Genomic DNA, 20,604 nt, shown 5'->3' on the forward strand with positions numbered 1-20,604 from the left:
CACGATACTTCCTGGCAATCTGCACCGCCGTCGCACCAGAAGCAGTCGACACTTGACGAATATACAACCCCACGAACCCAGTCTACGACCAGCGCTTAGTGCCCTGTTCGTCAACCATCAACCCTGCAATCATGCCGAAATCCCAGCCTCAGACCTGGCTACTGCCGAAAAATGAGCCAACTCGGGAAGCTAAGACCCACAGCGCCGATGGTACTGCACCCGGGAGGGTGTGGGAGAGTAGGACACCGCCGGACAACCATTCACCAGACCCCCTGACACCCCTGTGTCAGGGGGTCTGGCATTTAAGCACACGACCTCTGGGCCCTAGTGCAGTCGATGGCACTTGGTCGGTTTTGCTAATTGTTTTCGATCGCATAATGATTCAGATATCCTCGAGTGATTCCGTGCTTTAGAATATGAGCATGGTTGAAATCCAAAATGCACACTGGACTCAAATGCGGCACGAAACCGCCTATAACATCGCGAGGTTACGTAACCGCGTCTACGTCATGGAGCAGGGCGTAATTAGCGTTGAGGAGCTCGATGGGAGGGATCTGGAACCCACTACTCAAATTTGGTGGATTCAGGTCGAAGGTGTCCCGGTTTCTACACTGCGTGTGTTGCGCGAGGATCCGCTTACACTGTCTATAGGACGTGTAGCTACTGATAAAGCTTTCCGGGGTCACGGCTTAGCCAGTGCCCTCATCAGAGCCGTGATGGCCTACTATCCAGACCAACGTCTCACAATGCATGCCCAGACTCACTTGCAAGACTGGTACAGAACCTTTGGCTTGGAAACTGTCGGTGAACCATTCTATGAAGCAGGCATGGAGCATGTGACTATGATCCGTGAACCGATGCTGCAATCAGACAGTGAATTACGTGATGATATCCATCCTGATAATTGGCCAAGTCTTAACGAAGACACTCCTTCAGAAGTAGACCACGGTACACCCGAGCCCGGAACTCCCCAGTATTTTGAGGATCTCCAGCGACGCTACCGGATGCGTCGCAGCAGAAAGTCCTAAGGAAAATTTGTCGACTGGTTTCCGAGCAACGAAAATATGTCGGGTCTTGCATTTTGGTGTTCTCTGGTGACCCGAGTTACGCACTGAAGCGGTGATAGTTCTTGGACTATTCCTAAACTCAGGCGTTTCCTTCTGGATGTAAGAAAGGTTACTCTGGCTAAGGCTCGTCGGTTGCTGACAGGGTCTTTTTCTTCTGCCATACTTCACTGTGGACTCACGATTCTGAGCTTTGAAGTATCAACAGAAGGAAGCCCTAATTGGATAAACGTATAGATTTCCTCTATCTCAACGAACCGGACATGATTCAAGCCGGTGTGACAGATATTGCACGTTGCATTGAGGTGATGGAAGAGTCGCTTATTCTCCTTGCAGACGGTGACTACATGATGGCTGGCGACCGTGGTGATTCCCACGGTGCGATGATTTCCTTCCCGAAAGAGCCAAAACACCAAGGAATGCCAAAGGACGATATCGATCGTCGATTCATGGCAATGCCGGCTTACCTTGGTGGCCGCTTCCGCGCCACTGGTGTCAAATGGTATGGGTCCAACATTGAGAACCGTAAATCCGAGATGCCACGCTCCATCCACGTGTTCGTTCTCAACGACACCGACACTGGAGCGCCCTTGGCCATCATGTCAGGTAACTTGTTGTCGGCATACCGTACCGCCTCGGTTCCGAACGTAGGCACCACACACCTGGCAGTCGACAATGTCGAAACTATTGGCATCATTGGCCCGGGTGTTATGTCGCAGAAAACGCTCAAAGGTCTGCTGACGCAACGCGAAGGCGTCAAGCATGTCAAGATCAAGGGACGTTCTAAAGATTCGACAGAACGTTCAGCGGCAGAGATCCGTGCAGCACATCCACAACTAGAATCCGTCACCATCGTCGACAGCGAAAAAGAAGCTGTCGAAAACGTGGAGATTCTTATTACCGGTGCTAACGCTTCTCCAAATGGCCATACGGAATTTCCACAGGTGAAGGGCGAATGGCTCTCTCCAGGTACGCTCGTAATCGCGCCTGGGGCAACTCACTTCGACGACGATTTCCTAATCAACACCCGCAAAGTCGTCGACTACATGGGTCTTTACGACGAATGGCACCACGAATACACCACTCAAGTTGCCTACGACCAGATCGGGATCATCGGTTCACGCATGTTGAAACTCCAACATGACGGACACTTCCCCCGCGAAGATCTGCAGCAAATCGGTGACATCGCAGCGGGCCGCGTAGAAGGTCGGAAATCGGACGACGAGATCATCATCTACTCCGTTGGCGGTATGCCAGTGGAGGACGTCGCCTGGGCTCACGATCTCTACAACTACGCCAAAGAAAATAATATTGGTACCTCGTTGAATCTCTGGGAAACCCCAGCCGCGTATTAAACGCATTCAATAGCAACAGCGGATCCGAAAAAATCTCGGATCCGCTGTTGCTGTCTCCAGGTGCTATAACAACTCGCGACTCAATTGCTCTGCGGTAGCAGGAACATTAAAATAGGGCGTGCCCGGCTCAGTATGCCGGCCCGCTGCTAGCGACTCGGCTATCACTGGTTCAAAGCCCAGGCTCCTAACCAACGCGGCGACAGGCTCAGCAACTGAAACATCATCCGCGGCTACTATGGCTGCGCGTGCTTCTTCAGTTACCGGTGCATCCATCGCCCAGTGTGAGATATGGTTCAGCGCCTTCACCACTTGAGAGTCGGGAAAGCGCTGTGCGATCACTTCTGATGAACTCAACCCAGAAGCCAGTCCCTCCTCGAACCACAAGGGTAGCGGCTCATTTTCCCACCGGTTCGTGGCATCTACCACAATACGGTGGGCAAGCCACTCTGGCTCGACGTCGTCCAAATCCTCCTGCGGGACAGCAAGGAGCACCAGATCGACCCCTTCAGCAATATTTTCAGCCTGCACCGCGCGGGCTTGGGGTGCGTATTGCATCAGGTGATAGCGCATCTGTGACGGGGTACGTGTTGACGCGATCTGTACGTCAATACCTGCCCGTGCGGCTGCTCGAGCGAACGCGGTCCCAGCACGGCCCGCCCCAAGAATACCGATGCGACTAGACGATGACATTGCGCTGGGCACCAAGTCCTTCAATTCGTGTCTCAACAACGTCGCCGGCTTTGAGCCATGGACGACGCCCATTTTCGTCACGCATGGCTAAGGCCACTCCACCGGGTGTTCCAGTCAGGATGATGTCGCCCGGTAGCAAGGTAATGATTTCTGAAAGATATTCGATCAGTTCATCGACCTTAAAGACGAGGTCATCAACCGAATCATCTTGGCGAACCTCGCCGTTGACCAGGGTAGTGAGGCGCGCGTTTTCCTTGAACTCATCTGGCGTAACCAACCATGGGCCAACCGGCGTGGTCGCCTCAAAGATTTTGCCCTGAGTCCATTCATCGGTGCGCCCCTGCATGCCGCGCAGCGAGAAATCGTTACTGACTGCATAGCCGGCGATGTAGTTCCTCGCATTGCTGGCAGGGATGTTTTTGCCGGGTGCACTGATGATGACGGCTAGCTCACCTTCGTAATCCAGCCGGTGATCTAATGCTGGTAGCTCGATGTCGCTATAGGGGCCAGTGAGGGTCTGACCATACTTGGCAAAAACGGTTGGATACTCAGGCAGCTTCAGACCTGTTTCGAGGATGTGATTGCGGTAATTCAAGCCGATGCAAAACACCTTCGAAGGATACGAGATGAGGGTGTCGTAGGTGAACTCGGAAACATCGAGCACTTTGCTCGGATCGCGTTGTGCTTCTTCGATCGCGCGGTGAACGCGTTCTTGTCGATCATTCAACGGCAGCGTGAGATACGTGCCGACATCGACTATGCCCTCCAGCATGACCGCCTGCGTGGCGTATTCCACGCCTGAGTCATCTGTGTCGGTTTCTGTAATGGCGGCTGCGAAGGTGGCACCGGGTTCATCAAGACGTTGATCAGGGATTCGAAAGGTAGCTAATTTCATAGTTCCAAGTTCATCACACTCTGGAGCTCCAAGGTACGCTTTGACCACGCCAAGCAGCAGAAATAACTACGCGCTGAGTCAAAACTTCTGCATATGGGCCAACTGATGCTGGGAATCATAGACAATAGAAGTATGTTTGAGCCCTTGGACCTCCAGACCCCGCAACTGGCCGTTGGCTTGGGATTCGTCTTTGCCATCGCCGGTGCTGCGATCTTGGCGCACGCTACATGGCGTCGGCGCCGTCTGCAAGCATGGGCAGCAGGGGAATCTCGACGCTTTGAAGGGACCGACTCACGCGGTGAGCGTCCGGATGCGCCACGCGACGTTCGCATAGAAACCATCGCTGGACTTGTGGCACTGCTTCTAGGGACCGCGGGTATTGTTTACGGCATGGTGGGCCAAGAGCAACAGAATGCTGTGTTGGAGTCCAACACGATCGCAAAATACCCCCAGGTCCAGGAAGTCGAACCACAAGAGTGGCATGGCAATCTCTTGGAAGCAGAAGTGACCACGGTGGATGGGGAGCGCCTTCCGGTTCGGATCTTATTTGATTCTGAAACCGGCGAGCCGACCGTTCAAGGAGACCATCCTGAGTTGGGAATCCAAGAGTAACCAGTTCAGGGAACGCTCAGTTATGAAACGTATAATCTGAGTCGTTCAAAATTTAACTATTCTCTACGCTAGGTAAGGATAATGGCCAAAAACAAGTCAGCCCGGAGTTCTCGTGACACCGTACGGCAGGCCCACGCTAACCAACTGGCAGCTGAAAAACGTCGGTCACGTACCATTACGTGGACCATCGTAGGTGTGATTGCTGCTATCGTTGCGATCATCGTCGTGGTGACCCTGATGAACTCATCTCGTTCGATCCCAGATGCCGGTCCGGCCCCAACCGCGGCGACCGCCTCTGGCGGGCTCTTGTTTGAAGATGGCGCACCTGTCGAAGGCGACAGTCCTGCTGAAGTCGACGCCACGACTGTTGAAGAGCCGGATCCTGATACTGCCGGCCAGGTACCGACCGAAGTACCCGGCACTGATCAAGCAGATATCATTATTTACGCTGATGCCAACTGCGTCTACTGTGCACAATTTGAGACAGAGAACGCCGAGACGCTCAATGAGCTGGTGGACGATGGGCATTCACTTGAATACCGCATAGTGAACTACCTGGATAACCCCGGTACCGAAAACTACTCTTCACGTGCTGCAAATGCGATGGCCTGTGTAGCTGAAGAATCACCAGAGCACGCAATGGACTTCGTCCACGAAGTCTTCATGAGCTATAACTCGCACCAGGGTGCAGGCCTGTCTAATGATGAACTAACCAGCCTTGCGTCCGAGGTGGGCGCTGATATCAATGGCTGCGTTTCGGACAACACCTTCCGTCCATTCGTGAACTTCACGACGGCTAAAGCCGTTGAAACCGGAATTGCCGGCACCCCATCGGTGTGGGTCAACGGTGTGCAGTACGAGAACACTGCCAACGGCGAGCCCTTCCAAGAATGGGCTGAAGCTCAACTCGACGGCTAAGTTTTTCTTTCCCTAATCTTTGAGCTAGACTAGCCAAGGTCGCAATGATCGCGGCTAGTCTAGCCACGCCTCCTTAGCTCAGCTGGCCAGAGCACCTGTCTTGTAAACAGGGGGTCATCGGTTCGAATCCGATAGGGGGCTCCACCACCCCGGAACTTCACTTCGAAGTTCCGGGGTTTTTCGTCGGCGGACCACCGTCGAAGCTTCAGCCGGCTTCCACACCTCCCATGATTACTTTGGGCGTTGCACGCCGAATAGACGGGGAGTATCAGCTTATCGAACGGCGCTAGAGCTGTGAATTGGGCGTTTGGTGACTTCACACTGCAATTCCGGAGAGGTGATGTCTTCCAGATGTTGAGTTCTGCAGTGGATGGCTAGCCAAGGTCTACCGCCGAAGAGGACTTGTCGGGTAACCTGGGGCGTACGTAGTGATGCTCATCTCCTTTGCTCACACCTGCCGTCCTCAGGGACAGTCTGAAGAGGATCTAGCGCCATGACAGATTTAACGACAATTCTTGATGAGATTAGTGGCTTTGTTTGGGGGCCGTTTCTCTTAATCCCGCTGCTGCTGGGAGCAGGACTTTACCTAACCATCCGGTTGGGAGGGATACAATTTACGAAACTTATCCCAGCGTTGACCCTGGGCATCATCAAGCGGAAGGACCCGGGCTCGGAAGGCGATATTTCGCAGTTCCAAGCGCTCACGACAGCACTGGCCGCGACCATCGGCACCGGGAATATTGTCGGGGTCGCGACCGCACTAGCTATCGGCGGACCCGGAGCCTTGTTCTGGATGTGGATGACCGGCCTGGTTGGCATGGCGTCCAAGTACTCAGAGGCCTTCCTCGGTGTGCGGTTCCGCGGTACGGATACCGCGGGTGAAAAGTCTGGTGGGCCGCAGTACTATTTGGAGCGCGGCATCAAGGGTCCACTAGGAAAGATCTTAGGTCTCTCGTTCGCGATCTTCGCGGTGATCGCGTGCTTCGGTATTGGCAACATGACCCAGGCCAATGCGATCGCCTCAAATGTTGAATCCAGCTGGAGTGTACCCATTTGGGTTACTGGTTTAGTCCTTACCGTGTTGACCCTGATCGTATTGGTGGGTGGCATTAAATCCATCGGACGCGTCACCTCAGGTCTTGTTCCGTTTATGGTTGTGTTCTATGTCCTCGGGGGGCTGTACATTTTGCTTGTGAATATCACAGCACTGCCCGGTGCCTTCGCCGAGATATTCACCAAGGCATTCGCCGGCTCAGAACAAGCTGTTGGCGGCTTCGCCGGCGCGGCTATCATCATCGTGATCCAGTACGGTGTAGCCCGCGGCATGTTCTCCAACGAATCGGGTCTTGGGTCAGCCGCAATTGCTGCGGCAGCCGCACAAACCACTCACCCGGTACGTCAAGGCTTGGTATCCATGACTCAAACTTTCATCGATACCATCATCGTCGTCAGTATTACCGGCCTAGTTATCGTTACCACTGGTACTTGGTCACAACAGGATCCCACGACGGGAGAACAGATTTCCGCCTCACTGATGACTGGAGAGGCCTTCAGTCACGGTCTGCCCGGCGAATGGGGTCACTGGGTGGTCACACTTGGTCTGGTACTTTTTGCTTTCTCCACGATTCTGGCGTGGTCCTATTATGGGGAACGAAACATCGAACGTCTCTTTGGCCGCGGCCTGGTGATGCCGTTTCGCATCCTGTTCTCGCTGATCGTCTTCGTCGGCGCCACCGCAGAACTTGAAGTCGTTTGGTTGTTCTCCGATATCTTCAACGGCCTGATGGCGCTACCGAACCTCATCGGCCTGCTCGTGCTTTCCGGCCTCATTGCTCGAGAAACGAAGTTTTACCTCCAACATGATCCTAAATTAGAGGCCGACAAGGACCAGATCGAGGCTTTCATGGCCGGTCGGCCGGGTTGGGCCGAATGGAAATCCGGCGACGTCATTGGTTCCTCCCGAAACTATGGCGTCAAGCCGAAAGATACTACCGACTCTCGGCATATGCCCTAGGCGAGCTGATTTCCGCAACGCAAACGTATCCGGCGACGCAGTTTTTTCGAACTGCGCCGCCGGATACGTTTTACAGTTCTCGTTGCAGTTACGGCGAAGCCTTGGTTAGGACCGCCCCGATGTTTCAATTGGTTGCCATCTCATAGAATAAGGCCGTGATGATCCCTGAACGTGCTGGGCTACCATGGATGGTCGGTTCGGGACGAGTGAAGGACATCTTGCTCTGGCGAACAATACGGTGCTGTGTGCTACTGACTGAAGTTGGGTAGTCTAGACGAGTACGCTGGCATAACCCTGAGGGAGGAACACTATGGCGATGGCAGAACACACTCCAGAAACCGTAGCTCCCATACAGTCGGTGGACCGCGCCATACAAATACTGCAGTTCCTCACAGAGGCACCTGAATTGAGCACTTCAGAAATTGCTCGAAAGCTCGGAGTGCACCGATCAACGGCCTCCCGACTGTTAGCGACGCTCGAATACCGCGACGTCGTCGAACAGGTATCAGAACGCGGAGCATATCGGTTAGGCCTGGGTATCTTGCGTATGGCCTATCCTGTCTCGACTCGATTTGATCTGGCACGTGACGGCCAAGCGATCTGTGATGCACTTGCCGAAACGACGCAAGAGACCACCAATATCGCTATTTTGGATCAGGGCCATGCGGTAACGATCACGCAGAGCACCGGACAACAGATGGTCGGCGTAGCAGGACAGTATGTCGGGCAACGTGTTCCTTTGCATGCGACGTCGACCGGCAAGCTCCTGCTAGCCTATGCCCCGGATGATGTTTGGCAACAGCTGGTGTCCCAACCACTTGAGCGTTATACCGACGCAACTCAGCAGGATGTGTCTCAACTTTCCGAAGAGCTGCACAGCATTCGACAACGAGGTTGGTCCGCTGCCATTGGCGAGTGGGAAGAGGGCATAAACGCGCTCGCAGTCCCGGTGTGGGACGCCACCGGTCAGCTGGTAGCCGTCGTGTCTGTCACGGCTCCGGCCTTTCGTATGCCGGAAGATCAGTTTGATGAATTTTTGATCCATGTCCAGGCGGCAGCCAAAGATTTTGAGGCGCGTTTGGGATTCTCACGAGTGATACCAACCGCCTGACGATCGCTGTAAGAAAACGCTCCAGCAAAGGCCCCGCACCCCTCTTTACGCGTGACGATTGTCACAGTAGGATGTGACGTAGTGCTGCATAGTGCGAACGATGTAGCACACTATGCAACAGCGGGGGTGGTGCCGACTGAGCATCCCACCCTCCTTTCCCCAGGGGAGGACCACTATGACTGCAAATTTCCCTTCCATCAATCAATCTGACCGCAACGTTCCAATCAACCTACGACAGTCGGGACCCACCCCGGTTGAAATGCTCATCGACACCAGGGTGAGGAAATCCCCGTATTGGCATCTGTCCATGGAGGCAGGCTGCTGGCGTGCATCGATCTATAACCGCATGTATCACCCTCGCGGCTATGTCCGTCCTGAAGATGGCGGAATGATGGTGGAATACGATGCGCTGGTTAACCACGTAACCCTCTGGAATGTTGCCGTCGAGCGTCAGATCCAGGTCAAGGGCCCCGAAGCTGAGGCTTTCGTCAATTTTGTCATCACCCGAGACGCCACCAAGATTCCGGTGATGCGCGCACGCTATGTGATTCTGTGCAATGAACGCGGCGGGATTCTCAATGATCCGGTGTTGTTGCGTGTGGCAGAAGACGAATTCTGGTTCTCCATTTCCGACTCTGACCTTGAGCTGTGGCTACAAGGCGTCAACGTCGGTGGACGGTTTGACGTGGAAATCCAAGAGATTGACGTATCTCCCGTGCAAATCCAAGGACCCAAGTCGGTGGACTTGATGGTCGATCTGTTTGGTGACCAGGTCGCGGAGTTACCGCCCTATGGGTTGATGGCAAGTGATGTTTCCGGTCATGACGTGATCATCTCACAAACCGGTTTCTCCGGAGAGAAAGGCTATGAGATCTACCTCTATGACGCTTCTCAGCACGCGGAAGTGCTGTGGAACGCCGTCCTCGAAGCCGGTGAAAAACACCAACTATCGGTGGTAGCTCCGGCGCACCATCGTCGTATCGCAGCCGGTATCCTGTCGTGGGGTCAGGATATGGATCAAGAGGTCTTACCGTTCCAGGTGAACCTGTCATATCAAGTACCGCGCGAGAAGCAGGCCGACTATATCGGCAAGTCTGCCCTTGAATCAGCTCGTGCCCAACTCGAAATCGGTCGTTACCCATTTACGCATCAGTTGGTTGGCCTGATCATGGGTGGCTCACCGATTGATGACTACGCGCCAGACTTCTGGTTGATTTCCACAACTTCAGATAGCGAGCCGGCCGGGTACGTTACCTCACCGTGGTACTCACCCGAAATCGGGCAGAATATTGCGATGGCATATGTCCCGGTGGAACAATCGGCACTGGGCACTGAACTGTGGGTTCACCTTCCCGAACAATACGCAGACGTACCCGGCAGCCCCGTGGCAGCGCAGGTTGTTGAGATGCCATTTAGGGAATCGGTCAATCCGAATCAGCGTGAAATTCTGCGCGGCAAGGGCATGGACGCTGCTATCTAATAGGCCCTCGACATACCGTGGGACTTCACTTGGTAGTGGAGTCCCACGGTTGCGTTGAGGTGCCTGATCAGCCGCTGTTTCGGTGCGGCGTGAAATCAAGGACATTGTGTCGGGAGCGAGCAGGGGGATGGTTAGCACCGTTGCTCCCTTCGACAATCTGATCGATAAACTCCGAGATCCATGGCGGCAGAGGTTGCCAGCCCGTGAAGTACTTTTCTCGGTTCGAAACGTTTTCTGCGTGACTGTAGGTACTTCGCAAGGCTTGGGCGATTTCTTTTTCGCGAGCTTTGGGAAAGAGCTTGGCTCGCATCTCACCGTTGGTAACGGTCCGTTCAATGATCGGCAGTGTCCGCCAGTGTTTGAACGCCGACGACGCCGCATACGCGCCACCACCGCCGTGTTCACGTGCTGAAGCATTGACCAGCCAGGCGTAGAGAAAATCAAACTGGCACAACGAATTCAATAACGCATCGGTCTTGCGTGTCTTATTGTTATGCAACCCAAAGTCGTGCATCACATCGGGACGCACCAACGGATAGGTCCGTGCCCAGGACAGGCCTTCTGAGATCATGGCACCATTGTCATCGGCGTCCTCGTCAGTGGCATCGGCGGGACGTGAGGTAAACGGGTACTGATCGTGAGCGGAAGCTTCGATCTGCCCGTACCGAATCCAAGAGCTGTAGCGCGGGTGCGCAGGCGTGCGCTGAAACGGTCGCAGCACCAACTCGGGAATCAGTTCCCAACAGCCTAGCCGCACCGCTGCTGCTCCAAATAAATAAGCGGCCACAATCGTGGCCGCTACAGCGCTGGGGAACTTGGCAATGGAAGTGAACGCATCATACATGGTGCCGATGGTCTTGATGGCTAAATCGTAGTCATCGGCAAGCATTGCCTCACATCCGACCCCAACGAGTCGTACCAACGGTTTGACCTTATCTTCGGCCAACACGATCTCTTCTCTGGTGTTTTGCAGGAAAATTTTCAGCTCAGCCCGATTACCCTGGCGAATATTAGCCCGAATCGCACTGGAGACTGTGTCATCTGCCAAAAACGGTTCCAGCGGCACATTGAGCTTGCCACCGGCACCGATAGCTTCGGCAAGTTTCGACATCAGAGAGTTGACGTCGCTGGTGGCTGCTTCTTTCATCTGGTGATCGTGTTTGGCAAGTACCGATGGCCAATCGCGATAACGCACCGGCGCGTTGCCGGCGCCGTCACGAATAAAAATTTCACCGGGCCGGAATACGGTTTTCGATTTCATTCGACCCTTGCCATTGGGCGAGTTATATTGGCCAACTCGCATCATGGGCACCGGCAGTCCGGAGCGGGTGGAAAAGATAGCTATAACGACGACGTCACTGCCGTTGACCGTATGAACCTGCGAGACGACTTCAATATCGGCCTCAATATATTTGCCGATCTTGTCGCGCAGTGTCGCACCGTCGAACATCTGCGGGTTTTTGATTCGCCAGGGCGTAGTTGGCAGTGTGCCTTCGTCAGTGATGCCGATCAACATGTATCCACCGGGCGGACGATTGGCCATGGCGACTGCATCTTTGACGAAATCTAGTTCGTGTTTACGATCGCGCAGGTCGAGCTCAACTTTAAACTCCAGCTGAGTCTGTTCGCCGAGTCGTAGAAGTTCTTGAAGTTTTTCCTCGTCCGTTCTTCCGTCCCATACCACTGCCATAGGTGATCCCAATCGTGAGAAATAGCTGGAGCCGCCGAGCGGTCCATGGGCTCCACCGAATAAACTCGGTGGAGCCTTCTGACACTACGCTAGCGCAGATTTACGCCAAAACGACAGGGCACTGGACGACTTCTCAAGCTTTTATCATCGTGGAAATCTCATGGTTGGCTGTCGTTCAACTCGAATTGGCCTACCGCAGGCAACCCTCTTGCTCTGCCAGGACGCTCGCCGCCCGCGAAAGGTTCTTCCCGATAGGAGTGACGTCGTCACGGTTGCCTTGGCACGTCAGAATAATCTCCGCCTGGTCCTCTCGGTGATACGGTGATCAACGAATGTAAGGAATGACTATGACACACCATCACACCTCGGAAGACAACTCCGCACACTGGACAAGCCCAGCTGACCAACACATCAACCAGTCCCAATACTGGCAGGGGCAGGCTGGCCCATATTATGACCCGGCTCAGCACTACTACGATCCGAATAACCCAGCGGCCTGGCATCAGGCCACCCACATGCCAAACGGGCATTCACCTCGCAAGCCCGTGTATCAGCAGTGGTGGTTCATCACGATTCTGGTGGTGTTGGCCCTGGGTGGGATCGCTATTGCGCTGGCCGTGGCATCCAGTCAGACCTCCAATGATGACGTCGCGCAACAGCCCGGATTGGATGGACCGGCGGCACCGTTGGCTCCCGAAGCATCCGAAGAGTCCCTCAACCCTGACGACTTGCGGGTTGAACGCTCTGATGACGGCCAATTCGTGCTGCCAGACGGTGGCACCGATGAACAGGCGCTTGCGACCGTTCAAGAACGCATCGACGACGGATACTCGTATTACGGGCCCACCGATTTCATTGATCTGCTGCGCTATGAAGGCTATCAAAACGGGGCTATCGAATATGCACTGAATACCGCGAACGTCGACTGGAATGAACAAGCGCTGGGGACCGCACAGCGCATGAGCGACAGTGAATACAGTGGCTACTCGGCACAAGAGATTCAAGAGTCGCTGAGCAGGTCGGGCTTTATGGACGATGAGGTTCAGCATGCACTGGACAACATCGATATTGATTACAATGCCCAGGCGCTGCAAGCATTGGAATCATATACAGAAACTTTCGATGACTACTCTGAAGCTGAGCTGCGCCAGTATCTGGAATATGCTGGGTTCCAGGACTCCGAAATCGACCATGCCTTTGACAATATTGACTAGTCACACCCCAGGTTTTTCCTAGCCGTTTCGCGGTTTGGACCACTGCCAAAAGTGTGGGATTCTAATACTGTCAATGCGTGTTGGGATCCTTGGTTCCGTTGATCAACAACGGACCACGATCCAAGAGTCCCGGGAGGAAATGACCCGGGACTTTTCCTTGGAGGGAGGGCGGCTGTGGCCAACGAGCAACGCGGTATATCTGAGGCTGAAGAGCAAGTGGAACCACAAACTGGTCAAGAGTCGGTGGATGAACTCCACAACCCGCAGGAGCCACCCGCCGAGGTGAGTATCATGCCGGTGATCCGCCCGGCGGTGACCCTGCCGAACCCAGATGTGGACGCACGCCAGATGGCTCCGCAGGTTACCGAACCTGAGACGGCCCCGGAAGACCCGGTTCCGACCTCGGTGCTTGCGGCCGGCGATGATCCTGAGACGGTTGTGCCGTTACGGGAACCGCCCAAACCGGAACAGGAAGCCGCCTACGTCCAGGAAAAAACTGCGCCGGATACCCGAAAGTTCCCGGCGCTGACAACGTGGCGCCAAGCCTTCCAGGGGCTTACGGATCGCACCAAAGCCAAAAGTGCTGACCATGATGGGGATTGGGCCAGCTTTACCGAAGAATATACGCCCTACACCGAAGCGCTGCCCACCCAGGCTCTACGCCTGGTTGACCGGCTGCAGGATTCGCCCTATCAACTCACCGGGGCTCGCTATAAGGCCGTTGCTGAGGCCAAAGAAGCCCATAACACGATGCTGCTTGCCCTCAAGCTGGGCGAGACGATGTTTCGTTTCGGTGCCGGTGCTTTGGAGGTTGAAACTTCGATCATCGTGGTGACCCAAGCCTATGGGGTGTTTGATGCCGAAGTTGATATCACCAACCAGTCCATTTCGCTGAATTTTGCACCGGTTGGTGAGCCACCAGCGACCTACCAACGGGTGGTCCGCACCTGGGGCTCCGACTACGCAGGCCTGGCAGATTTACACCAGCTGGTGACCGAAATTGCTGCTGGCGCGGTCGAGCGCGACGACGCACATGCCCGACTCGCCGCCATTCGACAGCGTAAGAAAACATTTCCCACTTGGGTGTCGTTTCTTGCCAATGGTGTGTGGGCCTCCGCCTTCGTCATTTTCATCGGGGGCTCGTGGTTCTCAGCACTGCTGACCTTGGGCGTCACCGCGCTGATCATGGCAACCGTGTATCTGATGGGACGATTGCGCGCTCCAGATGTTTTTGCCACGATGGCCGGTGGGCTCATGGCTACACTCATCGCCTTTGGGCTGTATTGGTCCGAAGTGTTTCGCGACCCAGCCCTGATGATCGCCGCCTCACTGCTAACCCTGGTGCCGTCGTTACGCATCGTGTCAGCAGTCCAGGACGGTATTAACGGCTTCCCGGTGACCTCCGCCGGACGTATGGTGTCCTCGGCATTAGTTTACGTGGGGCTGGTAGCGGGCATCACGGTAGGCATTGTGACCTTCAGTATGCTGGACGCCCCCGAAATCGACATCACCGCTATGCCGTCGCGCCAATATCCGTATTGGTTAATCACCGCGATCGTAGCCATTGCCGCGATGGGAATGTCCATAGCGGAACAAACTCGGATGCGACTTATTTTGCCGACCGGACTCGTCTCGGCAGTGGGCTACCTGGTATATGTCGGCGCAGTAGAACTTGGCTTAGGTCCCAGCATTGCACCGGCGGTTGCCGCCGTCGTCGTAGGGTTTTGCGCTCGCATTGTGGCGCTGAGCCTGGGGGCACCCCAGCTGGTGGTTGCGGTTCCGGCCAGCATTTTCTTACTCCCCGGGCTCATGATTTTCCGGGCGATGTATGAAATCGGGACCAACGTGGAGATGATGTCAGGCGGGGTGATGGTGTTGCTCCAGGCCTCGGTCATTATCATGGCCATGGCATCGGGGCTGGTTCTCGGTGATGCCCTGGCGCGGCCGCTGACTTCCGGGCTGAAGTCCAACGAACGACGTCGTTCGGGGCACCGCTAGCGCTGACAGGCCGGTTAGAACAGCTCGGATTGTGCGGGCTGGTGGTTCGAATTGGCGGCCCAGTCGATGGGTTCGACGCCGTGGCTGGCCAGGAACTCGTTGGTTTTGGAAAACGGTTTGGAACCGAAAAAGCCCCGGCGGGCGGATAATGGCGAAGGATGGGCCGAGGTGAGGACCAACGTGTCGTCGGCGGTGAAGCGCGGGGCCAGAGTTCTGGCTTGACCACCCCACAGGATCACGACCAGGGGAGTACCACGGGATGCCAGTCCATCGATGACCGCATCGGTGATGGTCTCCCAGCCGAGATTTCTATGTGATCCGGCGGCATGTGCGGTCACGGTCAGGACCCGATTCAACAGGAAAACTCCTTGGGCTTCCCAGCCGGATAGATCGCCTGTGTCGGCCGGAGCGATGCCGAGATCGTCTTGGAGCTCTTTATAGATGTTGACCAGAGACCGGGCCAGTGGGCGAACCTCAGGATCGAGCGCGAAACTCAGCCCGACCGCGTGGCCCGGGGTGGGGTAGGGGTCTTGGCCGACGATGAGTACCTTGACTTCGTCAAAGGGCATACTGAAGACCCGCAACACGTTGTCGGCAGCGGGCTCGATATGCTCGCCGTCGTCACGGCGCGAGGCGATGTGTTCCATGAGCGTGTGCAGTTTGTCGGATACCGGTTCCAGGATGGGATACCACGACGGATGAATTTCGGGCCAAGTGGAAAAGGTCATGCGGTTAGCCTAACGAATCTGAAGGCATGCGGTAGTTTAGACTGGTGGCGATGAATGGATCTGAGAGGGGTAGCATGGCTGGGTTGAGCGATATCGACCAGCAGATGCTGGAGTTTGAAAAACGCTCCTGGCATTACGCGGGTGCCAAAGATCGGGATATTTCCGATACATTTGGGATGACGCCGACCAGGTATTATCAAAAGCTGGCGCGGCTGATTACCACAGAACAGGCCTATGCCTATGACCCAATGTTGGTCGAGCGCCTGTTGCAATCCCGTTCCACAATGCACCGTGCAGAAGGTATGGCATCTTGAGTCAGGACCTAAAACCTACTTCTCAATTCCCGCGTGACCGCTTCGACGACGTCGATCCGTATACCACCCAACAGGGCGCGCACCGCAAAGAATTTTCAACCCCCAAGGGCACCGGACAGCTCAACGCGATTATCTTGGCCGGCGGGGCAGCGTTAGCCATTGGGGTTGGCTCGTTCCTGTGGTTGGCACCCAGTGACCCGTTGAATATGGCCTCGCCGGAGCCCACCGAAACGGCCAGTGCGCCGGTCGAGGAAGCAACGGCTGAGCCGGAACCGACGGAAGAACCTGGAGAACTTCTCGAGCCAGAGCCAGTCGAAGAACCTGAGGTTGAAGAACCCGAGGTTGAAGAACCCGAGGAATCACCGACTGACGAACCAACCGAAGAAGAAACCGACGAACCCGAAGAAGAGGTTGATTACTCACTGCCGATTTCGGTGTATAACGCCTCAAGTATTCAGGGCTACGCAGCATCGATTGCTCAAGAATTGGGTGGGGCCGGATTTAACGTTCCGGTGGCCGACAACTGGACGGGCAATGTGCCGTCACAAACAACTGTGTATTTCTCGTCCAACGAAGCCACTGCGTTAGCCGTGGCGGATGAGGTTGGCGCCGTTGCCGTGTATGAACCCACGGTAGAAGGCGTGTTAGTTGTCTTAACAGCGAACTAACAATTGAAGTATTACTTGCACTCAGGGGTTCCGAGTGCTAAAAATAGATTTAGCACTCTCTGGGTGTGACTGCCAAAGTCTATCCGGAGGATTACCTCACCATCAGCTGAAACTCTGTGCACCGCCACCCGGTTAGGTGTCAGGGTTTGCCGTCGCGGGCACTGTGGTGCAGGTGTGGAACACCTAATCGTCCCGAAAGGACCGTGCAATACATGGCTAAGACCATTGCATTTGACGAAGAAGCTCGCCGCGGCCTCGAAACGGGTCTGAACACCCTGGCTGAGGCGGTCAAAGTTACCTTGGGCCCACGTGGGCGCAACGTCGTACTTGAAAAACAGTGGGGCGCGCCGACCATCACCAATGATGGTGTCTCGATCGCTAAAGAGATCGAACTGGAAGACCCCTACGAAAAAATCGGTGCCGAACTCGTCAAAGAGGTTGCCAAGCGCACCGATGACGTAGCCGGTGACGGTACCACCACCGCAACCGTTCTGGCCCAGGCCCTGGTTTCTGAAGGCCTGCGCAACGTTGCTGCAGGTGCCGATCCAATCGCACTGCGCCGCGGTATCGACAAGGCCGTTACGGCTGTCACCGCAGCGCTGCAGGATCAGGCTCGCGAAGTCGAAACCAAAGAACAGATCGCAAATACCGCCTCCATCTCCGCTGGTGACAACGAAATTGGTCGTATCATCGCTGAAGCGCTGGACAAGGTTGGTAAAGAAGGCGTTGTGACCGTTGAAGAGTCCAACACCTTTGGCCTGGATCTGGAACTGACCGAAGGTATGCGCTTCGATAAGGGCTACATCTCCGGTTACTTCGCAACCGACGGCGAACGCCAGGAAGCTGTCCTGGAAGACCCATACATCCTGATCGTCAACTCCAAGATCTCGAATGCTCGTGACATGGTTGGCATCCTGGAAAAAGTCATGCAGTCGGGCAAACCACTGCTGATCATCGCCGAAGATGTTGAAGGCGAAGCCCTGGCAACCCTGGTTGTCAACAAGATTCGTGGCACCTTCAAGTCTGTTGCTGTCAAAGCTCCAGGCTTCGGTGACCGTCGCAAGGCTATGCTCAACGACATCGCCATCCTGACCGGTGGCCAGGTCATCTCTGAAGAAGTTGGCCTGACCCTGGAAAACGCCACCCTGGACATGCTGGGCACCGCCCGCAAGGTTGTCGTTTCCAAGGATGAAACCACCATCGTTGAAGGTGCTGGCGACTCCGATCAGATCGCTGGTCGCGTCAACCAGATCCGTGGCGAAATCGACACTACTGATTCCGACTACGACCGTGAAAAACTGCAAGAACGTCTGGCCAAACTGGCCGGCGGTGTTGCTGTCATTCGCGCCGGTGCTGCCACCGAAGTTGAACTCAAAGAACGCAAGGCTCGCATCGAAGACGCCATCCGCAACGCAAAAGCCGCTGTTGAAGAAGGCATCGTTGCTGGCGGTGGCGTTGCACTGATCGAAGCTGCTCAGAAAGCATTTGCTGAGCTGAAGCTGGAAGGTGACGAAGCCACCGGTGCTCGCATCGTCCAGATCGGTGTTGAAGCCCCACTGAAGCAGATTGCACAGAACGCTGGTCTGGAGCCAGGTGTCGTCGTCGACAAGGTTAAGAACCTGCCGGACGAAAACGGCCTGAATGCTGCCACCGGCGAATACGTCAACCTGCTGGAAGCCGGCATCAACGACCCAGTCAAAGTGACCCGTTCCGCTCTGGAAAACGCCGCTTCGATTGCAGGCCTGTTCCTGACCACCGAAGCTGTCATCGCTGACAAGCCAGAACCGATCGATCCAGCCGCTGCAGCTGCTGGCATGGACGGCATGGGTGGCATGGGCGGCATGATGTAAGCCTGCTTGCTCCAAGCAACACCCGAAGATAGACGCTATCTTCTCAAGGTCCCGGTCAACTGACCGGGACCTTGGTCGTGTACGCCCGGCATGGGCATGTGCTTGGAGGTGGAAGTCCTCTGGAGGAGAAGATGGTGTAACTCCTAGCCGATGGCAACTGCTGCATCGTGAGGTGTGGTGGGGAGGAAGCCGGTTGGCAAAGCTTGGCACCGAGGTATACGAATCGCATCAGGCATGCAGTCTGGGGTGAGCCAGCACGAGATGGTGATGCCCGTTCCATCAAGACGGTCTGTGTGTAAATGCGGCGGGAGTCAAGTGACAGTACATGTCCTTATCCGGGGAGATCTGTCCCGGAGCACCACTGTTGGTGGAGCGACCGTGATCCGTGAGGATTGTGGTTGATGGGGCAGAAGTCAGCAGCGGTCGTAGTACTTGTCAGGGATCGGCGCGGTGGTTCATGAGACTGAACACCGGCTACAAATGATGGGGAAGGACCAAACGCTGTGTGTGATATTGACGAACACTATATCTCGTGAAGTCGTGCTTGATCGCAGAAAATCACCTGATGAATTCTAGGGGTGAGCAGTCGTGACAGATACCGGTGCATTCCGGGAACACTCACTGGCTGTGCGTAGTCGCGTGCTTCCGGCGAATAGTGGACGTGATATCGAGGCCCAGCAGGACAGCTTGTGGGAACGGGTGTTTTCACAGGCGAATCTGGTGGGTGCGTTGAAACGTGTCGAGCAAAACAGGGGTGCGCCTGGTGTTGATGGTCTGACTGTGGCTGAGCTGCGGGATTGGTTGTCGGAGCACTGGGAAGCAACCCGTGAGTTGTTGGATGCGGGGGTGTATCGGCCGTTGCCGGTGGCTCAGGTGATGATCCCAAAACCTGATGGTGGCCAGCGGCGTCTTGGTGTGCCCAGTGTGGTGGATCGGCTGATCCAACAAGCCATTGCGCAAGTGCTGGTCCCGGTGTTTGATCCGGGATTTGTTCCGGTCTCGTATGGATTCAGGCCACATCGGTCTGCTCATGATGCCGTGTTGGTTGCAAAGAATGCAATCCAGGATGGGTATCGGTGGGTGGTCGAGGTGGATCTGGATGCCTTCTTTGATCGGGTGCATCATGATATGCTCATGGCCAGAATTGCGCGCAAGATAGAAGATAAGCGCCTGTTGAAGCTGATTCGTGCCTATCTTGAGGCCGGCATCATGGCTGACGGAGTCGTGCAAACAACCAGTGAGGGAACCCCGCAGGGGTCGCCGTTATCACCGTTGTTATCGAATATTGTGTTAGATGATTTCGATCAACTGTTCTGGTCTCGGGGTCACCGATTTGTCAGATACGCTGACGATGTTCGGCTGTTCTTGAAATCACAGCGGGCCGCCTATCGGGTCTTGGACGTGGCGACACGCTTCTTTGAGGACTCGTTGCGGTTGAAAGTGAATCGGGCGAAATCTTCCGTGAAACCAGCAGGTTCAGCTGAGTTGCTGGGGTACGGGTTCTATTTTGCTAAAGGTTCACAGGTCAAACTGCGGATGACGCCTTCCACGCGCAAGCGGGTGAAGGATCGAATCCGGGAGTTGACTTCGCGTCGGTGGAGTCTTTCCATGGAAGAACGTATCCGACGATTGAATCAATTTGTTCGGGGTTGGATGGGCTATTTCCGGCTGATCGATACGCCCAAAATGCTCAAGGCCCTGGATGAGTGGTTCCGTCGACGATTACGACAGATCCGGTGGAAGGAATGGAAACGGCCCCGCACCCGGGTTCGGATGCTCCGATCGTTGGGGGTACGACCTGATTTGGCGTATCAATGGGGTCATACCAGTCGGGCCTATTGGCGGATTGCCAAGTCCCCGATTCTGCACCGAGCGCTCTCAACTCAATATTGGCAAGAGCAAGGCACGCTATTCTTCTCTGATGCTTGGCTACGCTTTCGTCCAAACGGCTAAGCGAACCGCCAGGTGCGGGCCCGCATGCCTGGTGGTGTGAGAGGAGGGTC

At 55.3% G+C, this 20,604-nt stretch carries 17 protein-coding genes and 1 tRNA gene; 14 read left to right on the top strand and 4 right to left on the bottom strand.

All coding sequences use genetic code 11. From position 1 onward, the window contains the following. The first annotated feature begins 422 nt into the window (after nucleotides 1–422). Nucleotides 423–1,028, top strand: coding sequence for a GNAT family N-acetyltransferase (locus A6F49_RS09245; RefSeq protein ID WP_052504794.1), 606 nt, complete (start codon nucleotides 423–425; stop codon nucleotides 1,026–1,028). 257 nt (nucleotides 1,029–1,285) lie between these two features. Then, complete coding sequence (locus tag A6F49_RS09250; protein ID WP_235604948.1) at nucleotides 1,286–2,419, top strand: tyramine oxidase subunit B; 1,134 nt, start codon at nucleotides 1,286–1,288, stop codon at nucleotides 2,417–2,419. Between the two features lie 63 nt (nucleotides 2,420–2,482). Here A6F49_RS09250 and A6F49_RS09255 read toward each other — a convergent pair whose 3' ends face one another. Both A6F49_RS09255 and A6F49_RS09260 read right to left on the bottom strand, forming a co-directional pair. After that, complete coding sequence (locus tag A6F49_RS09255) at nucleotides 2,483–3,109, bottom strand: NADPH-dependent F420 reductase (RefSeq protein ID WP_043057523.1); 627 nt, start codon at nucleotides 3,107–3,109, stop codon at nucleotides 2,483–2,485. Beyond that, entirely contained in the window at nucleotides 3,096–4,004 is a 909-nt protein-coding gene (locus tag A6F49_RS09260; RefSeq protein ID WP_043057522.1) for a fumarylacetoacetate hydrolase family protein, read from the bottom strand. Before A6F49_RS09260 ends, A6F49_RS09255 begins: the two co-directional genes overlap by 14 nt. 132 nt (nucleotides 4,005–4,136) lie before the next feature. Here A6F49_RS09260 and A6F49_RS09265 point away from each other — a divergent pair, with 132 nt between their 5' ends. The 6 genes from A6F49_RS09265 (at nucleotide 4,137) to A6F49_RS09290 (ending at nucleotide 10,139) form a co-directional block, all read left to right on the top strand. After that, nucleotides 4,137–4,616, top strand: coding sequence for a hypothetical protein (locus tag A6F49_RS09265; RefSeq protein ID WP_043057521.1), 480 nt, complete (start codon nucleotides 4,137–4,139; stop codon nucleotides 4,614–4,616). Between the two features lie 81 nt (nucleotides 4,617–4,697). Next, nucleotides 4,698–5,534 carry a DsbA family protein gene (locus A6F49_RS09270; RefSeq protein ID WP_043057520.1) on the top strand — a complete coding sequence of 279 codons (837 nt, stop codon included), beginning with the start codon at nucleotides 4,698–4,700 and terminating at the stop codon, nucleotides 5,532–5,534. 67 nt (nucleotides 5,535–5,601) lie between these two features. Further along, a tRNA-Thr gene (locus tag A6F49_RS09275) sits at nucleotides 5,602–5,678 on the top strand. Nucleotides 5,679–6,027: 349 nt separating this feature from the next. Beyond that, nucleotides 6,028–7,548, top strand: coding sequence for an alanine/glycine:cation symporter family protein (locus A6F49_RS09280; protein WP_043057519.1), 1,521 nt, complete (start codon nucleotides 6,028–6,030; stop codon nucleotides 7,546–7,548). A 316-nt stretch (nucleotides 7,549–7,864) separates the two neighbouring features. After that, nucleotides 7,865–8,659: an IclR family transcriptional regulator gene (locus tag A6F49_RS09285; RefSeq protein ID WP_161485800.1), complete on the top strand. Its 795-nt coding sequence runs from the start codon at nucleotides 7,865–7,867 to the stop codon at nucleotides 8,657–8,659. A 175-nt stretch (nucleotides 8,660–8,834) separates the two neighbouring features. Next, nucleotides 8,835–10,139 (top strand): glycine cleavage T C-terminal barrel domain-containing protein, encoded by a 1,305-nt coding sequence (locus tag A6F49_RS09290; protein WP_043057517.1) that lies wholly within the window; start codon nucleotides 8,835–8,837, stop codon nucleotides 10,137–10,139. 67 nt (nucleotides 10,140–10,206) lie between these two features. Here the strand turns inward: A6F49_RS09290 and A6F49_RS09295 are convergent, their stop codons facing one another. Further along, nucleotides 10,207–11,829, bottom strand: coding sequence for an AlbA family DNA-binding domain-containing protein (locus tag A6F49_RS09295; protein WP_052504793.1), 1,623 nt, complete (start codon nucleotides 11,827–11,829; stop codon nucleotides 10,207–10,209). A gap of 347 nt (nucleotides 11,830–12,176) precedes the next feature. Between A6F49_RS09295 and A6F49_RS09300 the strand changes: the two genes are divergently transcribed. Beyond that, nucleotides 12,177–13,043: a regulatory protein RecX gene (locus A6F49_RS09300; protein ID WP_043057516.1), complete on the top strand. Its 867-nt coding sequence runs from the start codon at nucleotides 12,177–12,179 to the stop codon at nucleotides 13,041–13,043. A 174-nt stretch (nucleotides 13,044–13,217) separates the two neighbouring features. After that, entirely contained in the window at nucleotides 13,218–15,041 is a 1,824-nt protein-coding gene (locus A6F49_RS09305; protein WP_052504792.1) for a threonine/serine exporter family protein, read from the top strand. Between the two features lie 14 nt (nucleotides 15,042–15,055). Here the strand turns inward: A6F49_RS09305 and A6F49_RS09310 are convergent, their stop codons facing one another. Further along, nucleotides 15,056–15,769, bottom strand: a complete 714-nt coding sequence (locus tag A6F49_RS09310) for a uracil-DNA glycosylase (protein WP_052504791.1) — start codon at nucleotides 15,767–15,769, stop codon at nucleotides 15,056–15,058. 74 nt (nucleotides 15,770–15,843) lie between these two features. On the opposite strand from A6F49_RS09310, the gene A6F49_RS09315 reads away from it, so the two are divergent. The 4 genes from A6F49_RS09315 to ltrA all read left to right on the top strand — a co-directional run bounded on the left by A6F49_RS09315 (nucleotide 15,844) and on the right by ltrA (nucleotide 20,554). After that, entirely contained in the window at nucleotides 15,844–16,083 is a 240-nt protein-coding gene (locus A6F49_RS09315) for a DUF3263 domain-containing protein (protein ID WP_235604949.1), read from the top strand. Next, nucleotides 16,080–16,751, top strand: a complete 672-nt coding sequence (locus tag A6F49_RS09320; protein WP_043057514.1) for a LytR C-terminal domain-containing protein — start codon at nucleotides 16,080–16,082, stop codon at nucleotides 16,749–16,751. The genes A6F49_RS09315 and A6F49_RS09320 overlap by 4 nt, the downstream gene beginning before the upstream one ends. A 212-nt stretch (nucleotides 16,752–16,963) precedes the next feature. After that, nucleotides 16,964–18,601, top strand: a complete 1,638-nt coding sequence (gene groL / locus A6F49_RS09325) for a chaperonin GroEL (RefSeq protein ID WP_043057513.1) — start codon at nucleotides 16,964–16,966, stop codon at nucleotides 18,599–18,601. A 588-nt stretch (nucleotides 18,602–19,189) separates the two neighbouring features. Then, nucleotides 19,190–20,554, top strand: coding sequence for a group II intron reverse transcriptase/maturase (gene ltrA, locus A6F49_RS09330; RefSeq protein WP_235604950.1), 1,365 nt, complete (start codon nucleotides 19,190–19,192; stop codon nucleotides 20,552–20,554). Nucleotides 20,555–20,604: the final 50 nt, after the last annotated feature.

This window comes from Enteractinococcus helveticum, assembly GCF_001657475.1.
Taxonomy (GTDB): Bacteria; Actinomycetota; Actinomycetes; order Actinomycetales; family Micrococcaceae; genus Yaniella; species Yaniella helvetica.